The sequence below is a fragment of the Cystobacter fuscus DSM 2262 genome (genome assembly GCF_000335475.2).
GTDB classification, from domain to species: domain Bacteria; phylum Myxococcota; class Myxococcia; order Myxococcales; family Myxococcaceae; genus Cystobacter; species Cystobacter fuscus.
In genome coordinates this window covers 22,153-38,218 of record NZ_ANAH02000066.1, presented here as the reverse complement: position 1 = coordinate 38,218, position 16,066 = coordinate 22,153, and the positions used below count along the sequence as shown (strand labels likewise).

Annotated in this window: 14 protein-coding genes and 4 tRNA genes; 4 read left to right on the top strand and 14 right to left on the bottom strand. The window is 70.1% G+C overall.

Features of this window, described 5'->3' with window-relative positions; genetic code table 11:
• Nucleotides 1–84: 84 nt before the first annotated feature.
• A tRNA-Phe gene (locus D187_RS40715) sits at nucleotides 85–157 on the bottom strand.
• Between the two features lie 23 nt (nucleotides 158–180).
• Nucleotides 181–254: transfer RNA gene (locus tag D187_RS40710), tRNA-Pro, on the bottom strand.
• 26 nt (nucleotides 255–280) lie between these two features.
• Between D187_RS40710 and D187_RS40705 the strand changes: the two genes are divergently transcribed.
• Nucleotides 281–610 (top strand): hypothetical protein, encoded by a 330-nt coding sequence (locus tag D187_RS40705; RefSeq protein WP_002627611.1) that lies wholly within the window; start codon nucleotides 281–283, stop codon nucleotides 608–610.
• 164 nt (nucleotides 611–774) lie between these two features.
• Here D187_RS40705 and D187_RS51740 read toward each other — a convergent pair whose 3' ends face one another.
• From D187_RS51740 to D187_RS40670, 7 genes are all read right to left on the bottom strand, one after another.
• Nucleotides 775–1,155 (bottom strand): hypothetical protein, encoded by a 381-nt coding sequence (locus tag D187_RS51740; RefSeq protein WP_002627610.1) that lies wholly within the window; start codon nucleotides 1,153–1,155, stop codon nucleotides 775–777.
• A 61-nt stretch (nucleotides 1,156–1,216) separates the two neighbouring features.
• Nucleotides 1,217–1,288: transfer RNA gene (locus D187_RS40695), tRNA-Val, on the bottom strand.
• Nucleotides 1,289–1,313: 25 nt separating this feature from the next.
• Nucleotides 1,314–1,385, bottom strand: a tRNA-Val gene (locus D187_RS40690).
• Between the two features lie 53 nt (nucleotides 1,386–1,438).
• The gene (locus D187_RS40685) at nucleotides 1,439–1,717 is read right to left on the bottom strand and encodes a hypothetical protein (RefSeq protein WP_002627609.1); all 279 of its coding nucleotides are present in this window, start codon (nucleotides 1,715–1,717) and stop codon (nucleotides 1,439–1,441) included.
• 30 nt (nucleotides 1,718–1,747) lie between these two features.
• Entirely contained in the window at nucleotides 1,748–2,173 is a 426-nt protein-coding gene (locus tag D187_RS40680) for an SCP2 sterol-binding domain-containing protein (protein WP_002627608.1), read from the bottom strand.
• An 8-nt stretch (nucleotides 2,174–2,181) separates the two neighbouring features.
• Nucleotides 2,182–3,810 carry an Hsp70 family protein gene (locus D187_RS40675; RefSeq protein WP_002627607.1) on the bottom strand — a complete coding sequence of 543 codons (1,629 nt, stop codon included), beginning with the start codon at nucleotides 3,808–3,810 and terminating at the stop codon, nucleotides 2,182–2,184.
• A 124-nt stretch (nucleotides 3,811–3,934) separates the two neighbouring features.
• On the bottom strand, nucleotides 3,935–5,614 hold the full coding sequence (locus D187_RS40670; RefSeq protein ID WP_002627606.1) for a hypothetical protein: 1,680 nt from the start codon (nucleotides 5,612–5,614) through the stop codon (nucleotides 3,935–3,937).
• Between the two features lie 134 nt (nucleotides 5,615–5,748).
• On the opposite strand from D187_RS40670, the gene D187_RS40665 reads away from it, so the two are divergent.
• Complete coding sequence (locus tag D187_RS40665; protein WP_002627605.1) at nucleotides 5,749–6,540, top strand: CHAP domain-containing protein; 792 nt, start codon at nucleotides 5,749–5,751, stop codon at nucleotides 6,538–6,540.
• A gap of 42 nt (nucleotides 6,541–6,582) precedes the next feature.
• On the opposite strand, the gene D187_RS40660 is transcribed toward D187_RS40665, so the two are convergent.
• The 4 genes from D187_RS40660 to D187_RS40645 form a co-directional block, all read right to left on the bottom strand.
• Nucleotides 6,583–7,764: a glycosyltransferase family 2 protein gene (locus D187_RS40660; protein ID WP_020918619.1), complete on the bottom strand. Its 1,182-nt coding sequence runs from the start codon at nucleotides 7,762–7,764 to the stop codon at nucleotides 6,583–6,585.
• Between the two features lie 179 nt (nucleotides 7,765–7,943).
• The gene (locus tag D187_RS40655) at nucleotides 7,944–10,112 is read right to left on the bottom strand and encodes a zinc-ribbon domain-containing protein (protein WP_002627603.1); all 2,169 of its coding nucleotides are present in this window, start codon (nucleotides 10,110–10,112) and stop codon (nucleotides 7,944–7,946) included.
• A gap of 37 nt (nucleotides 10,113–10,149) precedes the next feature.
• Nucleotides 10,150–10,533, bottom strand: coding sequence for a ComEA family DNA-binding protein (locus D187_RS40650; RefSeq protein ID WP_002627602.1), 384 nt, complete (start codon nucleotides 10,531–10,533; stop codon nucleotides 10,150–10,152).
• Between the two features lie 3 nt (nucleotides 10,534–10,536).
• Nucleotides 10,537–11,766 (bottom strand): aspartate kinase, encoded by a 1,230-nt coding sequence (locus tag D187_RS40645; RefSeq protein ID WP_002627601.1) that lies wholly within the window; start codon nucleotides 11,764–11,766, stop codon nucleotides 10,537–10,539.
• 162 nt (nucleotides 11,767–11,928) lie between these two features.
• On the opposite strand from D187_RS40645, the gene hutH reads away from it, so the two are divergent.
• The gene (gene hutH, locus D187_RS40640; RefSeq protein ID WP_002627600.1) at nucleotides 11,929–13,455 is read left to right on the top strand and encodes a histidine ammonia-lyase; all 1,527 of its coding nucleotides are present in this window, start codon (nucleotides 11,929–11,931) and stop codon (nucleotides 13,453–13,455) included.
• Between the two features lie 42 nt (nucleotides 13,456–13,497).
• Nucleotides 13,498–15,174, top strand: coding sequence for a hypothetical protein (locus D187_RS40635; RefSeq protein WP_002627599.1), 1,677 nt, complete (start codon nucleotides 13,498–13,500; stop codon nucleotides 15,172–15,174).
• Here the strand turns inward: D187_RS40635 and D187_RS40630 are convergent.
• Nucleotides 15,164–16,048, bottom strand: coding sequence for an NAD(P)-dependent oxidoreductase (locus tag D187_RS40630; RefSeq protein ID WP_002627598.1), 885 nt, complete (start codon nucleotides 16,046–16,048; stop codon nucleotides 15,164–15,166). The two genes, D187_RS40635 and D187_RS40630, sit on opposite strands and share 11 nt — an antisense overlap.
• Between the last annotated feature and the right edge of the window lie 18 nt (nucleotides 16,049–16,066).

Here is a 16,066-nt window from a genome sequence, read left to right as displayed (position 1 = left end):
GCCGCCGGGGAGTCGAACCCCGCATGCCCGGGTTTGGAGTCCAGGCTGCTCCCAGAGCGCGGCCTACAATGGGACTACGACGAGTGCCGTCCCTCGGAATCGAACCGAGTCCTCCCGCTCTTCAGACGGGCGCGCGGACCACCTACGCCAGGGCGGCATGCTTCACATGACAGGAAAAAGTCTGGGTGACAGGATTTGAACCCGCGGCCTCACGGACCCGAACCGTGCGCTCCACCAGGCTGAGCTACACCCAGACAAGACAATCAAAAATGGGCTGGACATGCGGGAGGCCGGACCCCGTGGGGGACCCGGCCTCCGGTGCACCGCCTCGAGTCTCGAGACGAAGCCTCAGAAGGGACTCGGGCGGGAGCACCAGGGGCGCGACCACGAGGCACCCGGCGATACGAACAAGCTCTCCGGGACGGAGCTCGCGACGAAGCGATGGGAGGACTTCAGCTTCAACGGGTTCGGCGTCATCGTCAGCGTTCGCATCCTCACCGCTCCTTTCAGCGAGGAAAGACGCCAGCCCCGCCAGATCCTGACGCGGGATTTTTCCGCGAAGTACCGCGAGGCCCTGCACTCCAGTGCCATGCGAGTACACATCCCGTAGCGCCTGGCCCCAAAGCGGCGTACGGTCAGTGCTCCCACTGGCAGCCAACAACCCAGAGGATGTCATGGATGTTTGCGTCTCTTCCCCATTCGAGGGCGGAAGTGACGAGCAGTATGAAGGTGCGTCCAAGCGCGCGGGCCAGCTTGAATTCGCCCTCCTGGGCGTCACACGGGGATGTCGCTGGCGTCCGGCCAGGCTCGCCGGACAAGAGCGAGTATCTCCTCGTCATCCGACTCGATGTCCCACGACGTGCTGTCAACGGCCCGAAGTACGACCGTCGGGGATGTCTGATCGGAGTGGGCGTAACCCAGAAGCACTCCATCGATGAGCTGCATGTCCAGCGTGAGCAGGTGGCGCGCTTCGAACGTCGTCAGCCGCTGCTCCGGACCCAGGGCCTCGAGCCGTTCCGCCCCAGGGCCGGGTGCCACTTCGCCGAGGCGCGGCTCCCAGGTGAAGTCCGCGACGCGTGGCTCCAACAGCCGCAGCAATTCGGCGAGGCCCACGTAGTGCTCCGCTCGCCACGCCTTCAGCGTCACACCGCGCATGGAACTCCCCCCCAAAAGCGAAGAGGCCGTGAGCCCCTGGGGACTCACGGCCTCTGTCGTGTGGGCGCACCAGGATTCGAACCTGGGACCCCTGCCGTGTGAAGGCAGTGCTCTACCGCTGAGCTATGCGCCCGACTGCATGTCCGGCTTCGTGGGTGTGGGCGCACCAGGATTCGAACCTGGGACCCCTGCCGTGTGAAGGCAGTGCTCTACCGCTGAGCTATGCGCCCCCGACGAAGCGACGGGGGGCTAGATGCCACCCCCTACCCCCACCTGTCAACGCCTATTCTCCCGCCAGTCCGCTCAGCTTCTCGTCCAGCTCGCGCAACCGGCGTTTGAGCCCCGAGAGCGCCTTGCCCACGGCCTTGAAGTCGCTCCGGGTGGCGAAGTGCAACGTGTGCATCAACTCCTCCTGCCCCCGGTCCAGCGCCTGCTTGCCCCGCTGCACCGAGCCGAGCGCCGCGGCGAACGTGCGCGCCCGCTGCTCGTCCGCCAGCAGCGTCTCCATCGCCTTGTGCGACGCCCCCAGGGCCTGCTTCGTCAGTTTCTGGCGAATCCCCATGGCCTCTCCTCCCGGCGCGCGAGCGCGCGTCTACGGCTCGTCCAGGTACTCGGTCTTCAACCCGCTGAGCACCCGGTCGGCGATTCCCTTGAACCGCAGGCGCTCGATGAGCTGCTGCAGGTCCCCCTTCACCGAGATGCGCCGCCGCAGCACCGCCTCCACCGGATCCAGGCTGCCCTGCAAGAGTTGCTTCCACACGGTGTAGGGCGCGCGCGCCAGGTAGGCCGGCTCCAGCTCGTCCAGATCGTCCGGATCCTCGAGCACGCGCAGGGTTTCAATGAGCGTGCCGCGCGGCACCACGTGCACCACGAAGGCGCGCGCCAGCCGGCCCGGCTCCGCGTCGACGATGACCCCGATGTCGCCCTGCCACCCCCGGGCGGCGAGCGAGCGCTCGGGATCCGCGTTCAACAAACGCACCGCTTCCTCACACCACTCCTTCGATGGGAACGTGGCCATGCCGACCGCTACCCTCTCCGGAAGATGCTCTTGATGCTGGACAACAGCCCACTGCCTTCTTGAGGCGAGGACGGTGTCGCCGCGGCCTTCTCGGCCTTCTCGGCCTTCTCCTGTGCCACGCGCGCCAACTCCTTCTTGAGCAGCTCGGGCGTGTCCCGCGTCGCCAGTTCGATGCGCCGCGGACCGCTCGGATCGTCGACCACCACCTGCAACAGACACTCCTCGTTGAGCCGGAAGTCGATCTTCCGCCCCGCCGCTTCCGCGGGAACCTTCAGGGTGCCCAGGTACTCGTTGTCCACCACCAGATCACTGTCTCCCTGGAAGATGTCCATCTCGATGAAGGGCGCTCCCGGCTCCCGCGGCGACGGCAGCCGGAAGCTCTTCACCAACGGAATGATGGTGTTCTTGTCGATGACCCGGCGCACGCGCCCGTTGGGCAGCGCGTAGCCGATGGGCATGGACACCGCGTCCAGGAGCGTCACCGAGTCGAGGCTGCCCAGCGACTCGGCCAGCAGCGCCGCGCCCAGTGCCACGCACTCGTCCGGGTGCACGCCCTTGCGCGGCGGCTTGCCGAAGTGCTCGTGGATCCGCTGTTGCACCAGCGGCATCCGGCTCTGTCCGCCCACCAGGATGACCTCGTCGATCTGCGAGCGGTCGATGCCCTTTTCCTTGAGCACCCGGTCGCACAGCTCGAAGGTACGGTCCACCAGATCCATGGTGAGCGCGTTGAGCGTCTCGCGCGTGAGCGGGATGCGCACGTCCACCGGCTTGCCCTTGCGCTCCTCGAGGAAGGGCAGGTCGATGACCACGTTGGGGATGAGCGTCAGATCGATCTTCGCCGCCTCGGCCGCGTTCTTGATGCGCTGCATGGCGATGGGGCTCGTGGAGAGATCGATCCCGCTCTCCTCCCACGCCTTCTCCAGCACGTAGTCCACCACCCGGTTGTCGAAGTCGACACCGCCCAGGAAGGTGTCTCCGCCGGTGGCCAGCACCTCGAAGACGTTGCCCGTGAGGTGCAGCACCGACACGTCGAAGGTGCCTCCGCCCAGGTCATAGACGAGGATCTTCTGATCCAACCCCCGGTTGAAGCCGTAGGCGAGCGCCGCCGCGGTGGGCTCGTTGACGATGCGCTTGACGTTGAGTCCCGCCAGCCGCCCCGCCTCCTTCACCGCCTGGCGCTGGCTGTCCGTGTAGTACGCCGGCACGGAGATGACCGCCTCGTCGATGTGGCCTCCGAGGAACTGCTCGGCCATCGTCTTGAGCTGCTTGAGGATGAAGCTGGAGACCTCGGGCAGCGTGTACACCTTCCCGCCCAGCGACACCGCCGCGTCTCCCTCCGGCCCCGGGACGATGTCGTACTTGAAGTAGCTCTTGAGCTCCTCCACCACCTTGGACTCGTACTTGCGGCCGATGAGGCGCTTGGTCCCGTAGAGCGTGTTCTTCGGGTTGGTGACCATCTGATCCTTGGCCACCCCGCCCACCAGCATCTCGCCCTTGGCCGACAGCGCCACCACGGAGGGCAACACCAGGTTGCCACGGTCCGTGGGGACGATCTTCGGGACACGGTTCTTCACGGACGCGACCAGGGTGTTGGTCGTGCCCAGATCTATCCCGATGATGCGAGGTCTGTCCGCCATGGTGGAGCTTTCCTCTGTATCACGACAGGCGCGCTCATGCTTATTTCTCGGCCGCTCGCTCCCGCTGGACGACAGAGGGCCACCCACCCCGGCCGGTCACATCCCGGCGATACGTCCGGGCGACTCAGGGGGTTGGCCGCGCCAGGAGCCGCTCGGCCTCGGCCCGGATGTCCCCGGAGGGATCCCGCGCCCTCGCCGCCTCGAGCAGCACCGGCGCCAGCCGCGGCAGCCGCGCGCCCACCGAACGCAGCGCCGCGCGGCGCTCGGCGACGGCGCTCTCCAGGCGCTCACGCACCGCGTCGTCTCCGCAGGTGCGTGCCCCGGGTGACTGCTGGCGCAACAGCAACTCCGCGTCCGCCAGCCGCGCCTCGCTCAGCTTGAGCGCCTCCGTCGCCGTCACCCCGAAGCCCTCCAGATCCTCGGGGAACTCGGTGTTCGCCGCGCGCGCCCGGCCCAGCGTCTCCGACGCGAGCCGCGCGGAGCGAACCGCCGCGCACAACTGCCGCGCCGCCGCCAGCGGCACTCCGCCCTCGGCCGACAGCGTCTCCTCACGCGCCACGCGCAGGGCCCACAGCGAGAGCTGCCGCGCCGCCACCGCCGCCGAGAACGCCTGGTGCCGCGCCTCTCGCAGACCCACCCACCGCCGCAACACCACCGGATCCGGATCCTCCGGGAGGAAGGCCCGCTGGTACTCCGCCGCCGCCTCGCCCACCCGCCCCGACAGGTCCAACAACACCGCCGTGCGCAGGTACAGCTCCGGGCTGCCCGCCTTCTCGCGCAGCGCCTCCAGCCGCACCGCCACCTCGTACTGCGCCACCGGCCGTGGCAGGGCGCGCAGCACCGTCTCCAGGCTGTCCAGCGCCTGCCACCGGATGATCGGGTTGCGTCCCGAGCGCAGCGCCTCCAACAGCGGATCCAACACCTTCACCGACACGTGCTGTCCCAGCTCCTGCGCCGCCTGCCAGCGGTCCATCGGATCCGGGGCCCCCAGCGACCGGCGCAGATCCTCGATGGAGCGCAGGTAGTGCTCCACCTGGGCCGAGCGGACCAGGGCGTCCGGTTGGAGTAGGACCGCGCGCTCGGCCCGGGCCCGCGCCAGGCGCGCCGGGAAGTCCTCGAGCTTCGCGCCCAGCGGATGCGCCGCCACTCGCGCCTGGGCCTCCTCCAACAGCCCCGAGAACAACAGCCCCTCCACCTCCAGGCCCAGCAACTTCACCTTGGCCTGCTCCCGGTAGCGCCCCGCCGGGAAGTCGCGCAGGTAGGCGAACAGCTCCGTCGCCCCCGCCGCCCGGGCGAAGCTCTCGTCGTCCAGGCGCGACTCCACCTCCAGCCGCCGGGGATCCTCCGGCGCCTCCTGCAGGTACTCCCGCATGCGCGCCGGATCCCTCGTCGAGGACGCCTCCTGGAGCTCCGCCGCCTTCAACAGCCGCTGCGCCTCCTCGCGCTGGGCCCCGTCCGGATGGTCTCTCAGGAACTGGCGCAGCGCCGCCGCCGTGCCCTCGTCCTTCGCCGCGTTGAAGCGCAGGCCCTCCAGCAGCGCCCGCGCCGCCCGGACGTGCGAGTCCTCCGGGTGCGCCTCGATGAAGCGCTTGTAGGCCACCACCGTGTGCAGCCTCTTCGCCTCCTCGAACTCCAGCTCCGCGATGCGCACCTCCACCGCTTCCGCCTCGTCCCCCTCGGGGTACTGTCGGAGGAACTCGCGGTACGCCTCCACCGTGTCCGAGGCGCGCGCCCGCTCGTAGGCCCGGGGCAGTCCACAACCGGTCAGCAACCACAACAGGCACAGGGCTCGAAACGCACGCATCCCCCCAGCATTACCACCCCGCCCCCGGCCCGAAAAACACACCGGCCCCTGTCCGCTCGACTGGGTGGTTTTTTTGACCACACCCCGCCGCCACCCGAGCATCGCCCCGAGGCCTGATGCAGGGAGGTGGCGACATGAAGCTGGGTGTACTGCTCGCGGGACTGCTGGTGTGCACGGGGTGCGCCACGGGCAGCCCTCCCGGAGGAAGGCTCTTCGCCTCGAACTACCGCTACAGCCCCCTGACGCCCCCCGCGGCGCCCCGTCCCCTTCCGCCCCTTCCGAACGATGGGGTCGACTCCGCGCCCGCATCCAGCGACTCCAGCACCGGCGGGGCAGCCTCCTCTCCCGAGCCGCGGCGCTCCCCCGCGCCCGATGCGCGCGAGAAGGTGCTCGCCGCCGCCCGGGGGATGCTGGGCCGCACGAAGATCCAACTGTCCGGGCGCACCTGGCCGGCGGACTGCACCGGCTTCGTCGAGGCCGTGCACTCGCGGGCCGGGGTGTCGCTGCGCGGCGCCGCCGCCAAGGGAGACAACGGGGTCACCGCCTTCTACCGCTACGCGCGCGCCAAGGGCCGGGTGTACACCCGGGGTACGCCGCGGCCGGGAGATCTGGTGTTCTTCCGGGAGACCTATGATCGCAACCGGGATGGCCGGCGCAACGACGGGCTCACCCACGTGGCCCTGGTGGACAAGGTCGAGCCCAATGGCACCGTCGTCGTCATCCACCGGGTGAAGCGGGGCGTGGTGCGCTACCGGATGAACCTCGCCCGGCCCGACCTCAAGAAGGACCCCCGTACCGGAGCGGTGCTCAATGACATGCTGCGCGCGCCGGGGGCCGGCAAGACGCCGGTGCTCACCGGCCAGCTCTTCGCCGCGTATGGCTCCGTGCTGCCCGAGCCCCGCCCCGAGGCGGTGGCCCGGCGCTGAAGCCGACCCCCTCGAGGGCGAGTCCCTCGGGAGGCCAGGCACTCAGGACGAGACGCGCGCCGTGCGATCCCAGGCGGCGCGCTGCGAGTTGCGCAGGAAGCGCCAGAAGCCCACCGCGATCGCCAGGTTCATCGTCACGAAGTAGTAGGCCACCGAGGCCACCCGGCGCGCCGTGCCCTTGAGCGCCCCCGTCTTCCCCAGCAGCGCCAGCCCGTAGAACAGCACCTGCCCCATCAGCGTGAACCGGTAGAAAATACTGTTCACCAGGAGGAGGTTCGCCACGAATGCCAGGGCCATGAGCGCGGGAGCGCACCAGCGCAGCAGCTTGTGCGACCAGAAGGCGAACGCCGGGAAGCCGGCCAACGGAGAGAGCAGCCGAGGCACCATGCGCAGGCTCTGGAAGTTGCCCGCCGCGATGCGCGCCCGGCGGCCGAACTCCTTGTCGTAGTCCTCCGTCGTCTCCTCGTGCGCCACCGCCTCGGGCTCGTAGACGACCTTGTAGCCCTGCTCCAGGATGCGCAGCGGAATCACGAAGTCGTCCACGATCGTCGACGCCGGCAGGGGCTGGAACAGCGAGCGGCGGATGGCATACAGCCCGCCGTTGGCCCCCATCACCGCCCCGCGCTTGCCCTCGTAGAACTTGATGAGCGACTCGTACGTCCAGTACGTGCTCTCCTCGTACTCGGCCTTCGTCGGGTTGTAGAGCCGCAGCTGCCCGCACACCGCCCCCACCTCGGGGTCCTCGAAGTGCCGCACCAGGCGTTGAATCGCCTCCGGCTCGATCATCGTGTTCGCGTCCGAGAGCACCACGATGTCGCCCCCGGCCAGGGGAATGCACCGGTTCAACACCGACGTCTTGCCGCCCCGGGCCGCGGCCGACAGCCGCACCCGCTCGTCGGTGCACGCCATCACCAGCTCGTCCGTCCCGTCCGACGAGCCATCCGAGCCGATCAGCACCTCGAAGCGCTCGGCCGGGTAGTTCAACGCCAGGCTGTTGCCCAGCTTCTGCTGGATGCAGCTCGCCTCGTTGTAGGCCGCCACCACCAGGCTCACCCGGGGCGGCACGCCCACCGGCTGCGCGCGGCGCTGGTTGGCTCCCGAGCGCATGTAGCGCAGGTTGTGCGCCACCTGCGCCACGCCATCCATCGCGAACAACACCAGCGGGTAGAAAAAGTAGGTGTGAACCAGCAGCACCGCGGCACACCAGAAGACCAGCTCCGCCATCACCCGTGCCTCCGACCTGGGAATCGCGTCCATGCGCGTCCCGCTCGGAAACACCAGGCTAGCAAGGGACGTACCGCCGTCCGCCCCCAGTCACCTGCCCTGGGGACCGAGCGAGAAAACCCCCAACGCACGGCCCGAAGACGGAACTTTTTTCACCCTCCCCGCGCACGAGGCGCCCTTCAGGGCGTGATGGATGTCGCGTTCGAGGGCTCCCCGGGCGCCGACCCCTCCGTGGGCGCCGTCCCCTGCGTGGGGGGGGAGTCCGAGGGGGCGGTGGGCGCCGCTTCATTCGTGGGCCCGGGCGCCGGCGTGGGAGCCGGCGCGGGCGCGGGCGGGGGCTTCACGGAGGGGGGAGGCTCGGACTCCTGGCGCTCCACGTCCTCGATGTAGGCGTGGAGTTGCTGGGCCAGCTCGTGCTTGGGGTTGAGGGTGATGACGGTGTTCAGCAGGGTCCGCGCGGCGGCCGGCTCGTGGCGCAGCAGGGCGATGCGCGCCCCGAGCACGTAGGCGCGCAGGTAGGTGCTGTTACGGACCCGCAGGCTCTCCATCCCGGCGGCGGCCTCCCGGAGCTCGGCGGGCGAGGCCGAGGCTCGGTGGAGGACGTACTCGGCCATGACCAGCGAACTCCACTCGAACTGTTCCGTCTGGGCCAGCTTCACGGCCAGCGCGGGCGTGTTGCCCACCCCCAGCGTGGCGGACATCAGGGCCCGGGCCCGCAGGCGCACCAGGGCCACCTCGCGCGGCTCCTTCGCGGACTCCAGCTCCAGGTTCTTGAGGACCTGCACGGCCTCCTCCGCCAGTGCCTTGCTCCGCCCCTCCAGGGAGAAGCGCTGCCGCTGGAGCGTGGCCAGCTCCTCCTTGCGGGCGTTGGCGCGGCTCTGCCAGTCGATGGGGGTCTGGGTCGAGACGAGCCGATCGATGAGCTCGCTCAACTGCTTCTCCTTGGCCAGGAGCGTGGTGAGGCGCACCTGGGTGTCATCCAGGTGCAGGGCGAGCGCGATGCCCACCTCCGCCAGCAGCTCGACGCTCTGGGGATGCCTGTCCGACAGGGACTTCAACTCGGCGAGGGCTTCTTCCTTCGAGGCCGCGTCGTCCCGGCGAAACTTCGCCACCGCCTCGTCCCTGGCGGCCTGCACCGCGTGCGGCAGGACGTCGGACTTGGACAGCCAGGCCCGCGAGGTGAGGAACGCCGTCAGGGCGAGCACGAGGACGCCCGCCGCGATGAGCAGGCCCCGGCCCTTGCCCCCCTTCGCCGGGCGCTTGCCCCGGCCCTGATCGCGGGCGGAGAGGTTGGGCGCATCCATCAACTCGGGCGGCAGCTCGAGCGGCTTGTTCAAGGCGGGCGCGGGCCCCGCGGCAGGGGGTGCCTGCTCGGCGGGAGCTTCCTCCCCCATCAACTCCGACAGGGGCCGATCCAACTGGACGAGGATCTCGTCGGGCAGCTCGATGGGCGTCGTCGCCGCGACTCCGATCCGAGGCTCATGACCGTAGGGAGGGGGAGCATCGGATGCCGCGGGGGGTGGGGGCGCGGGGGTTGGCGCGGGCTCCGGAGAGGGGCGCTCGGGCGCTCCGGCGCGAGGCGTCATGCCGGGCGGCTGGGAGATCGGTGGCCCGGAGGGCGCATCATCGAACGGAGAGAACGCGGCGGGGCCCACTGCCTCCAGGGCGGCGAAGGGATCCTCTTCCCGCGTTGCAGGAGCGGCCTGGGGCGACACCGGCAGCGACACGGTAACGGGACGGGCCGACGTGGGCCGGGGGGCCGCGGAGCCAGGGGGCGGAGCGGAGGGCGTCGCCGCGGCGGCGGGTGGCTTGCCGGTGGGGGGAGGAACCGAACCAAACACCTGCGTCGTGTGGGGAGCGGGGGCCGCTTGCGCGGAAGGCGACGGGACAGGCGGTCTGGCGGCGGCCGGGGCGGGCCTCGTGGGAGCGGCGGGCCTGGCGGCTGGGGCGGCGGGCCTGGTGGCGGGTGGCACCTGGGGGACGGCGCCAAAGGTCTGCGTCTTCTGGATCGAGGGCGCCGCCGGGGCACCAGGTGGGGCCCGGGGCGTCACGGGAGCCACCTGCGGGACCTGGGGAACGGAGGGAACGGCGCCAAAGGTCTGCGTGGTCGTGGGGGCCGGAGCGTCCGAGCCCCCGGCATTCGTGCCGTAGAGCAAGGTGGAGCTCAGGGGATTGGGCGCGCGCACCGGAACCCCGGGCACCTTCGGAGCCGGGGTGGGAGCCGGAGCGGAGGCGCCCGCGATGAAGACATGGCCGCAGCGAGTGCACTGCACCGGGACGCCCCCGGGCGGCAACAGCCGGGGGTCGAGCGCGTACTTCATCGAGCACTGAGGACAGGCGATCTCCACGCTCCGTGCTTTATCACACGCCTCGGGGCCCTGGCGCCTACCGCAACTCGGTCGCCGCCCGGAGCGTCGCCAGCCTGGCCGATCCCACGCCGGGAACGGAGGCCACCTCGTCCCACGAGGCGAACGGCCCTCGCCGCGCCCGCGTCCGCACCAGCTCTCGGGCCAGGGATGCTCCCACGCCAGGCACCCGGGCGAGGTCCTCCTCGGAGATCCGGTTCAGATCCAGCTTCTGGCCCAGCAGCAGGCGCTGCGGGGCGGAAGGCGGCTCGCCCGTGCCGCACCGGGCGATTCCCTCCACCACCCGCACCTGGCCCGGCTCACAGTCCAGCGCGGGCTCGGTGGAGGGCCCGCGCACGCGCGCCACCACGCCCAGGCCCCACAGCCCGAGCGCGGCCACCGCGAGCGCGCCGGTGCGGTTCACCCCTCAGCCCACCGTGGTGGGCTTGTCCAGACCGAACGCGGTGTGCAACGCGCGCACGGCCAGCTCCGTGTACTTCGACTGCACGAGGCAGGAGACCTTGATCTCCGACGTGGAGATGACCTGGATGTTGATGCCCTCCTGCGAGAGCACCTGGAACATCTTCGCCGCCACGCCCGAGTGGTTGCGCATGCCCACGCCCACGATGGAGATCTTGGCCACGTCGCTGTCCGTCTCCACGCCGCCGGCCTTGATCTCCCGGGCCACCTGCTCCACGGCCTCGCGGGCCTTGGTCAGGTCCGTCTTGCCCACGGTGAAGGACACGTCCGTCTTCCCATCGCGCGAGGCCGTCTGGACGATCAGGTCCACCACGATGTTCTGCGCGTCCAGGATGCCGAAGATCTTCGCCGCCACACCCGGCATGTCCGGCACGCCACTGATGGCGAGCTTCGCCTCGTTCTTCTCGTAGGCGATGCCGCTGACAACCACGTTCTCCATCGACTTGTCCTCCTCACACACCAGCGTGCCGGGATCGTCCGAGAAGGACGACTTCACCCACAGCGGCACCTTGTACTTCATCGCGAACTCGACCGAGCGGATCTGCAACACCTTGGCGCCCAGGCTCGCCAGCTCCAGCATCTCCTCGTAGGAGATGCGATCGAGCTTGCGCGCCGCGGGGCACACGTTGGGATCCGTCGTGTAGACACCATCCACGTCCGTGTAGATCTCACACGCGTCCGCCTTGAGCGCCGCGGCCAGCGCCACCGCCGTGGTGTCCGAGCCGCCGCGTCCCAGGGTGGTGACGTTGCCCTGCTCGTCCTGGCCCTGGAAGCCGGCCACCACGACGATGTGCTTCTGCTTGAGCGCCTCGACGATGCGCTCCGCCTCGATGCGCTTGATGCGCGCCTTGGCGAAGGTGCTGTCGGTGACGATCTGCACCTGATGGCCCAGGAAGCTGGTCGCCTTGGCGCCCTGGGCCTGGATGGCCAGCGCCACGAGCCCGATGGAGACCTGCTCCCCGGTGGCGACGACCACGTCCTGCTCGCGCTCGTTGGGCCGGTCGGTGATCTGGGAGACGAGCTTGAGCAACCGGTTCGTCTCTCCCGACATGGCGGATACCACCACCACCACGTCGTGCCCGGCCGCCTGGGCCGCGATGCAGCGACGGGCCACGTTCTTCATTCGCTCTGTGTCGCCGACGGACGTGCCGCCGTACTTCTGGACGATCAAGGCCACCTGGGCTGCTTCCTCCTCACCTAAGGAGCGGCCACCGTAGTGAGGTGGCCCGGGGCTGTCAAAAGGTCCCGGAGGGGGACGGGCTGCACACGCGCCCGGGTTGAGATAAGAGAGAACGCCCCTCGCGCGGCACCGCCGCCGACAGTCCTTGGAGCTGCTCACATGTACCGTCCCCGACTTCTGATCGATGGAGACACCCTCCGCCTGGAGGAAATCCTCCAGGTCGCCCGCAACGAGGCGACCGTGGAACTCTCTCCCGAGGCGGAAACGTGCGTGCGGGCCTCGCGTGATCTCGTGGAGCGCGTGGCCGCCGGAGACGCGCCCGCCTACGGCATCAACACCGGCTTTGGCACCCTGGCCGAGGTGCGCATCGACAAGAAGGACTTGTCGGAGTTGCAGCGCAATCTCATCCTCTCGCACGCCGCCGGTGTGGGCACTCCCATGTCCCTGCCCGAGGCGCGCGCCCTGCTGCTCTTGCGCTGCAACGTGCTCGCCAAGGGCTTCTCCGGCATCCGCCTGGAGACGCTGAAGCTCGCCCTGGACATGCTCAACCAGGACGTGGTGCCGGTGGTGCCCGAGCGCGGCAGCGTGGGCGCCTCGGGAGACCTGGCGCCGCTGGCGCACCTGGCGCTCGTCTTCATCGGCGAGGGCGAGGCCTTCTTCCAGGGCCAGCGGATGCCGGCCCGCCAGGCGCTGGAGCGCGCGGGCCTCAGGCCGGTGGTGCTCGAGGCCAAGGAGGGCCTGGCGCTCGTCAATGGCACCCAGGCCATGTGCGCGGTGGGCACGCTCTTGCAACTGCGCGCCGAGTCGCTCGCCCTGGTGGCCGACATCGCCGGCTCCATGACGCTCGAGGGCCTGCTCGGCAGCCACAAGCCCTTCCTGCCGGAGATCCAGGACGTGCGCCCCCACGAGGGCCAGAAGGCCGTCGCCGCCCACCTGTTGCGGCTGCTCGCGGGCAGCGATCTGGTGGAGACGCACGTGAACTGTAGCAAGGTGCAGGACCCCTACTCCCTGCGCTGCATGCCCCAGGTGCACGGCGCGGCGCGCGAGGGGCTCGCCTTCGGCCGGCGCATCCTCGAGGTCGAGGTCAACAGCGCCACCGACAACCCGCTCGTCTTCGTCGACACGGGCCGCATCATCTCGGGCGGCAACTTCCACGGCCAGCCCATCTCGCTCGCCATGGACGTGACGGCCATGGCGCTCACCCAGCTGTCCTCCATCAGCGAGCGGCGCGTGGAGCAGCTCGTCAACCCGGCCCTGTCCAACCTGCCCCCCTTCCTCGCCAAGAACCCGGGCCTCAACTCGGGCTTCATGATCGCCCAGGTGACGAGCGCCGCGCTCGTCGCCGAGTCGCGCGTGCTCTGCCACCCCGCCTCGGTGGACTCCATCCCCTCCTCCGCCGGCCGCGAGGACCACGTGTCCATGGGCATGACCGCGGCGCTCAAGGGCCGCCAGGTGGCGGACTTCACCCGCACGTGCCTGGCCATCGAGCTGCTCGTGGCCAGCCAGGCGCTCGACTACCGGCTGCCCGTGAAGGCCGGCCGGGGCCCGCGCGCCGCGCATGAGCTGGTGCGCAGCCGCGTGCCCACCATGGAGAAGGATCGCGAGATCCACCGCGACATCGAGGCCGTCTGCGAGCTCATCGACTCGGGCCTGCTCCTGCAAACCGTGCGACACGCCACCGCCTAGCCACCCCTCACGGCCCGGGACGAGCTCCGGGCCTTCCACGGCATGACGCGCTCCATTCGAGACCTGAGTCCTTCGCGCCTGGCGGTGCTCGTCCTCATCGCCGGGGTGGCCTACGTGGGGTGGAGCACGTTCTGGTTCCTCACGGACGACGCGTTCATCACCTTCCGCTACATCAGCAATCACATGCGGGGCTGGGGCTATACGTGGAATCCGCCCCCGTTCCGCCCCGTGGAGGGCTACTCCAACTTCCTCTGGATGGTGCTGCTGGAAGGCATCTGGCGGCTGACGGGCGTGGAGCCTCCCGACGCCGCCAACCCCGTGTCCCTGCTGCTCTCCTACGGCACGCTCGCGCTGGGCTCTTGCTGGGTGTGGCGCATGGCCCTGCCGCCCTCTCTCGAGCGTCATCGCTTCGCGCTCGCGGTGGCGGTCCTGGTGGGCGTGCTCTCCAACCGGACCTTCCTCGCGTGGATGAGTTCCGGACTGGAGACGTCCCTCTTCATCTTCTGCACCACGCTCTGGCTCGTGGCCACGCTCGAGCTGGACCGGGGCGGAGGGCCTCGCGCGCTCGCGGTGTCGTGCACCGCCGCGGCCCTCACCGCGCTCACCCGGCCGGACGGGCAGTTGATGGTGCTGGCCAGTGGGCTGCTCGCCCTGGGTTTCTTCCTGAGGACGCCCCCTCGGGGCCGCTGGGTGCTGGCGGGACTACCCCTGTTGCTCGATGTCGCGCACCTGCTCTGGCGCCATGCCACCTATGGCGAGTGGGTCCCCAACACGTACTTCGCCAAGCACGTGGCGGCCTGGCCCGAGAGTGGGCTGCGCTATGCCCTGTCGTTCGTCCTGGAGTACGCGCTGTGGGTGTGGCTCGCCGTGGGCATCGCCGCCACCGGGGCCGTCCTCCGGAGCCTGGGCGGGCGGCGCGTCGTGAGCGCGGTGAGCGCACGGCCCGGCGCGGTCGCGGTCGTGGCGGTGCTCGTGGCGCACTTCGCCTACTACACCCTCATCATCGGCGGGGACCACTTCGAGTACCGCGTCTACGCGCACCTCGTGCTGCCCTTGTGGGTGTCCTTCGTGGGCTTCCTCGCGTGGCTGGAGTTGTCGGCGCGCGCCGCGGCGGTGGTGGGTGGCCTCTTCCTCCTGCTGAGCCTGCCCCTGCCCTGGGTCCACTACGCGCGCACGCACGAGCTGACGACCCGCGCGAGCACCCACATGCTCTTCCAGCCCGTGGCGGACGCGTTTCCCCCCGGCGTGCGCGCCTATGCCGCGCTCTTCGACGCGCAGCAGGCGTGGCTCATCCGCCACCTGGTGGGCCTGAGACATCAGGAGCACAAGGTCTTCTTCGAGGTGAAACAGCGCACCCTTCCCCCGCGGGAGGTGGGCGAGGAGCAGAAGTTCGGAGATCCGATGACGCGGCTCGTGCTGGTCAGCCAGACGGTCGGCGTGGTCTCCTGGGTGCTGCCCGAGGTGGTCATCCTCGACTACCTCGGACTCAACGACCGGGTGGTGGCGCGCACCCCCCTGAGCGCCACCAAACGGGAGAACCGGACCATGGCCCATGACCGCCGGCCACCTCCGGGCTACTTCGAGTGCTTCGAGCCCAACCTGCGCTACCAGGAAGGCCGGTTCACGGTGCTCCCCCGCCGCGAGCCCCTCACCGACGAGCGCATCCGCGAGTGCGAGGCCCGCTTCGATCCGACCCGCGCGGCCCCCGTCACTCCTTGAGTCCCGCCTCCTGGGCGATCTGCCGGGCGAGCACGGCGAAGTCCAGGTCCTGCTCGCCCCGGGCGCGGGCCGAGATCCACCGGTCGCGCACCAGCGAGGCCAACGGCAGCGGAACGGACAGCGCCTCGCCCGCCTCGAGCATCAGCCGCGTGTCCTTCGCCGCCAGCGTCACCGGAACCCCCTGGGGGCCGTAGGCGCGCTCGAGGATCAACCGGCCATAGTTCTTGTGGACGGGCGCCGAGAAGAAGCTCTCGGTGAGCACCTCGAATACCCGGGCCCTGTCCAGGCCACCCTTCTCCGTCAGGGCGAAGACCTCGCCGAGCTGCTCGATGGTGGAGAAGATGAGGAAGTTGCAGCACAGCTTGAGCAGGTGCGCCTGGGCGGGCGTCTCCCCCACCACGAAGAGGCGCTGCCCCAAGCCCTCCAGCACCGGGCGCGCGGTGGCCACCGCTCCGGCCTCCCCCGCCGCCATCACGAACAACTTGCCCTGGGCCGCCGCGGGAGGCCGCCCCAACACCGGGGCCGCCACGTAGCCCTGCCCCTTCCTCGCGTGCGCGTCCGCCAGCCGCTCGGAGAGCTTGGGGGAGATGGTGCTGGTGCCCACGTGGACCGCCCCGGCGCCCAACCCCCGCGCGAGCCCGTCCTCCCCGAGCACCACCTGCTCCACCGCCGCGTCGTCCGCGAGCGAGGAGATCACCACCTCGGCCCCCGCCGCCGCCTCCGCCGGTGACGCGACCCGGCGAGCCCCCGCCTCGACGAGGGGCGCCGCCTTGTCCGGCGAGCGGTTCCACACCGTGAGGGCATGGCCGGCCTTCAACAAATGGCCCGCCATGGCACTGCCCATTGCACCCAGTCCGATGAACCCGATCTTCATGAAGTCTCCTCTTGGAAT

What these genes read in the sequence shown, in the direction of transcription:
- D187_RS40705 (WP_002627611.1), top strand. Translation starts at nt 281, where the DNA reads ATGCGGGAGGCCGGACCCCGTGGGGGACCCGGCCTCCGGTGCACCGCC.
- D187_RS51740 (WP_002627610.1), bottom strand. Translation starts at nt 1,155, where the DNA reads ATGCGCGGTGTGACGCTGAAGGCGTGGCGAGCGGAGCACTACGTGGGC.
- D187_RS40685 (WP_002627609.1), bottom strand. Translation starts at nt 1,717, where the DNA reads ATGGGGATTCGCCAGAAACTGACGAAGCAGGCCCTGGGGGCGTCGCAC.
- D187_RS40680 (WP_002627608.1), bottom strand. Translation starts at nt 2,173, where the DNA reads ATGGCCACGTTCCCATCGAAGGAGTGGTGTGAGGAAGCGGTGCGTTTG.
- D187_RS40675 (WP_002627607.1), bottom strand. Translation starts at nt 3,810, where the DNA reads ATGGCGGACAGACCTCGCATCATCGGGATAGATCTGGGCACGACCAAC.
- D187_RS40670 (WP_002627606.1), bottom strand. Translation starts at nt 5,614, where the DNA reads ATGCGTGCGTTTCGAGCCCTGTGCCTGTTGTGGTTGCTGACCGGTTGT.
- D187_RS40665 (WP_002627605.1), top strand. Translation starts at nt 5,749, where the DNA reads ATGAAGCTGGGTGTACTGCTCGCGGGACTGCTGGTGTGCACGGGGTGC.
- D187_RS40660 (WP_020918619.1), bottom strand. Translation starts at nt 7,764, where the DNA reads ATGGCGGAGCTGGTCTTCTGGTGTGCCGCGGTGCTGCTGGTTCACACC.
- hutH (WP_002627600.1), top strand. Translation starts at nt 11,929, where the DNA reads ATGTACCGTCCCCGACTTCTGATCGATGGAGACACCCTCCGCCTGGAG.
- D187_RS40635 (WP_002627599.1), top strand. Translation starts at nt 13,498, where the DNA reads ATGACGCGCTCCATTCGAGACCTGAGTCCTTCGCGCCTGGCGGTGCTC.
- D187_RS40630 (WP_002627598.1), bottom strand. Translation starts at nt 16,048, where the DNA reads ATGAAGATCGGGTTCATCGGACTGGGTGCAATGGGCAGTGCCATGGCG.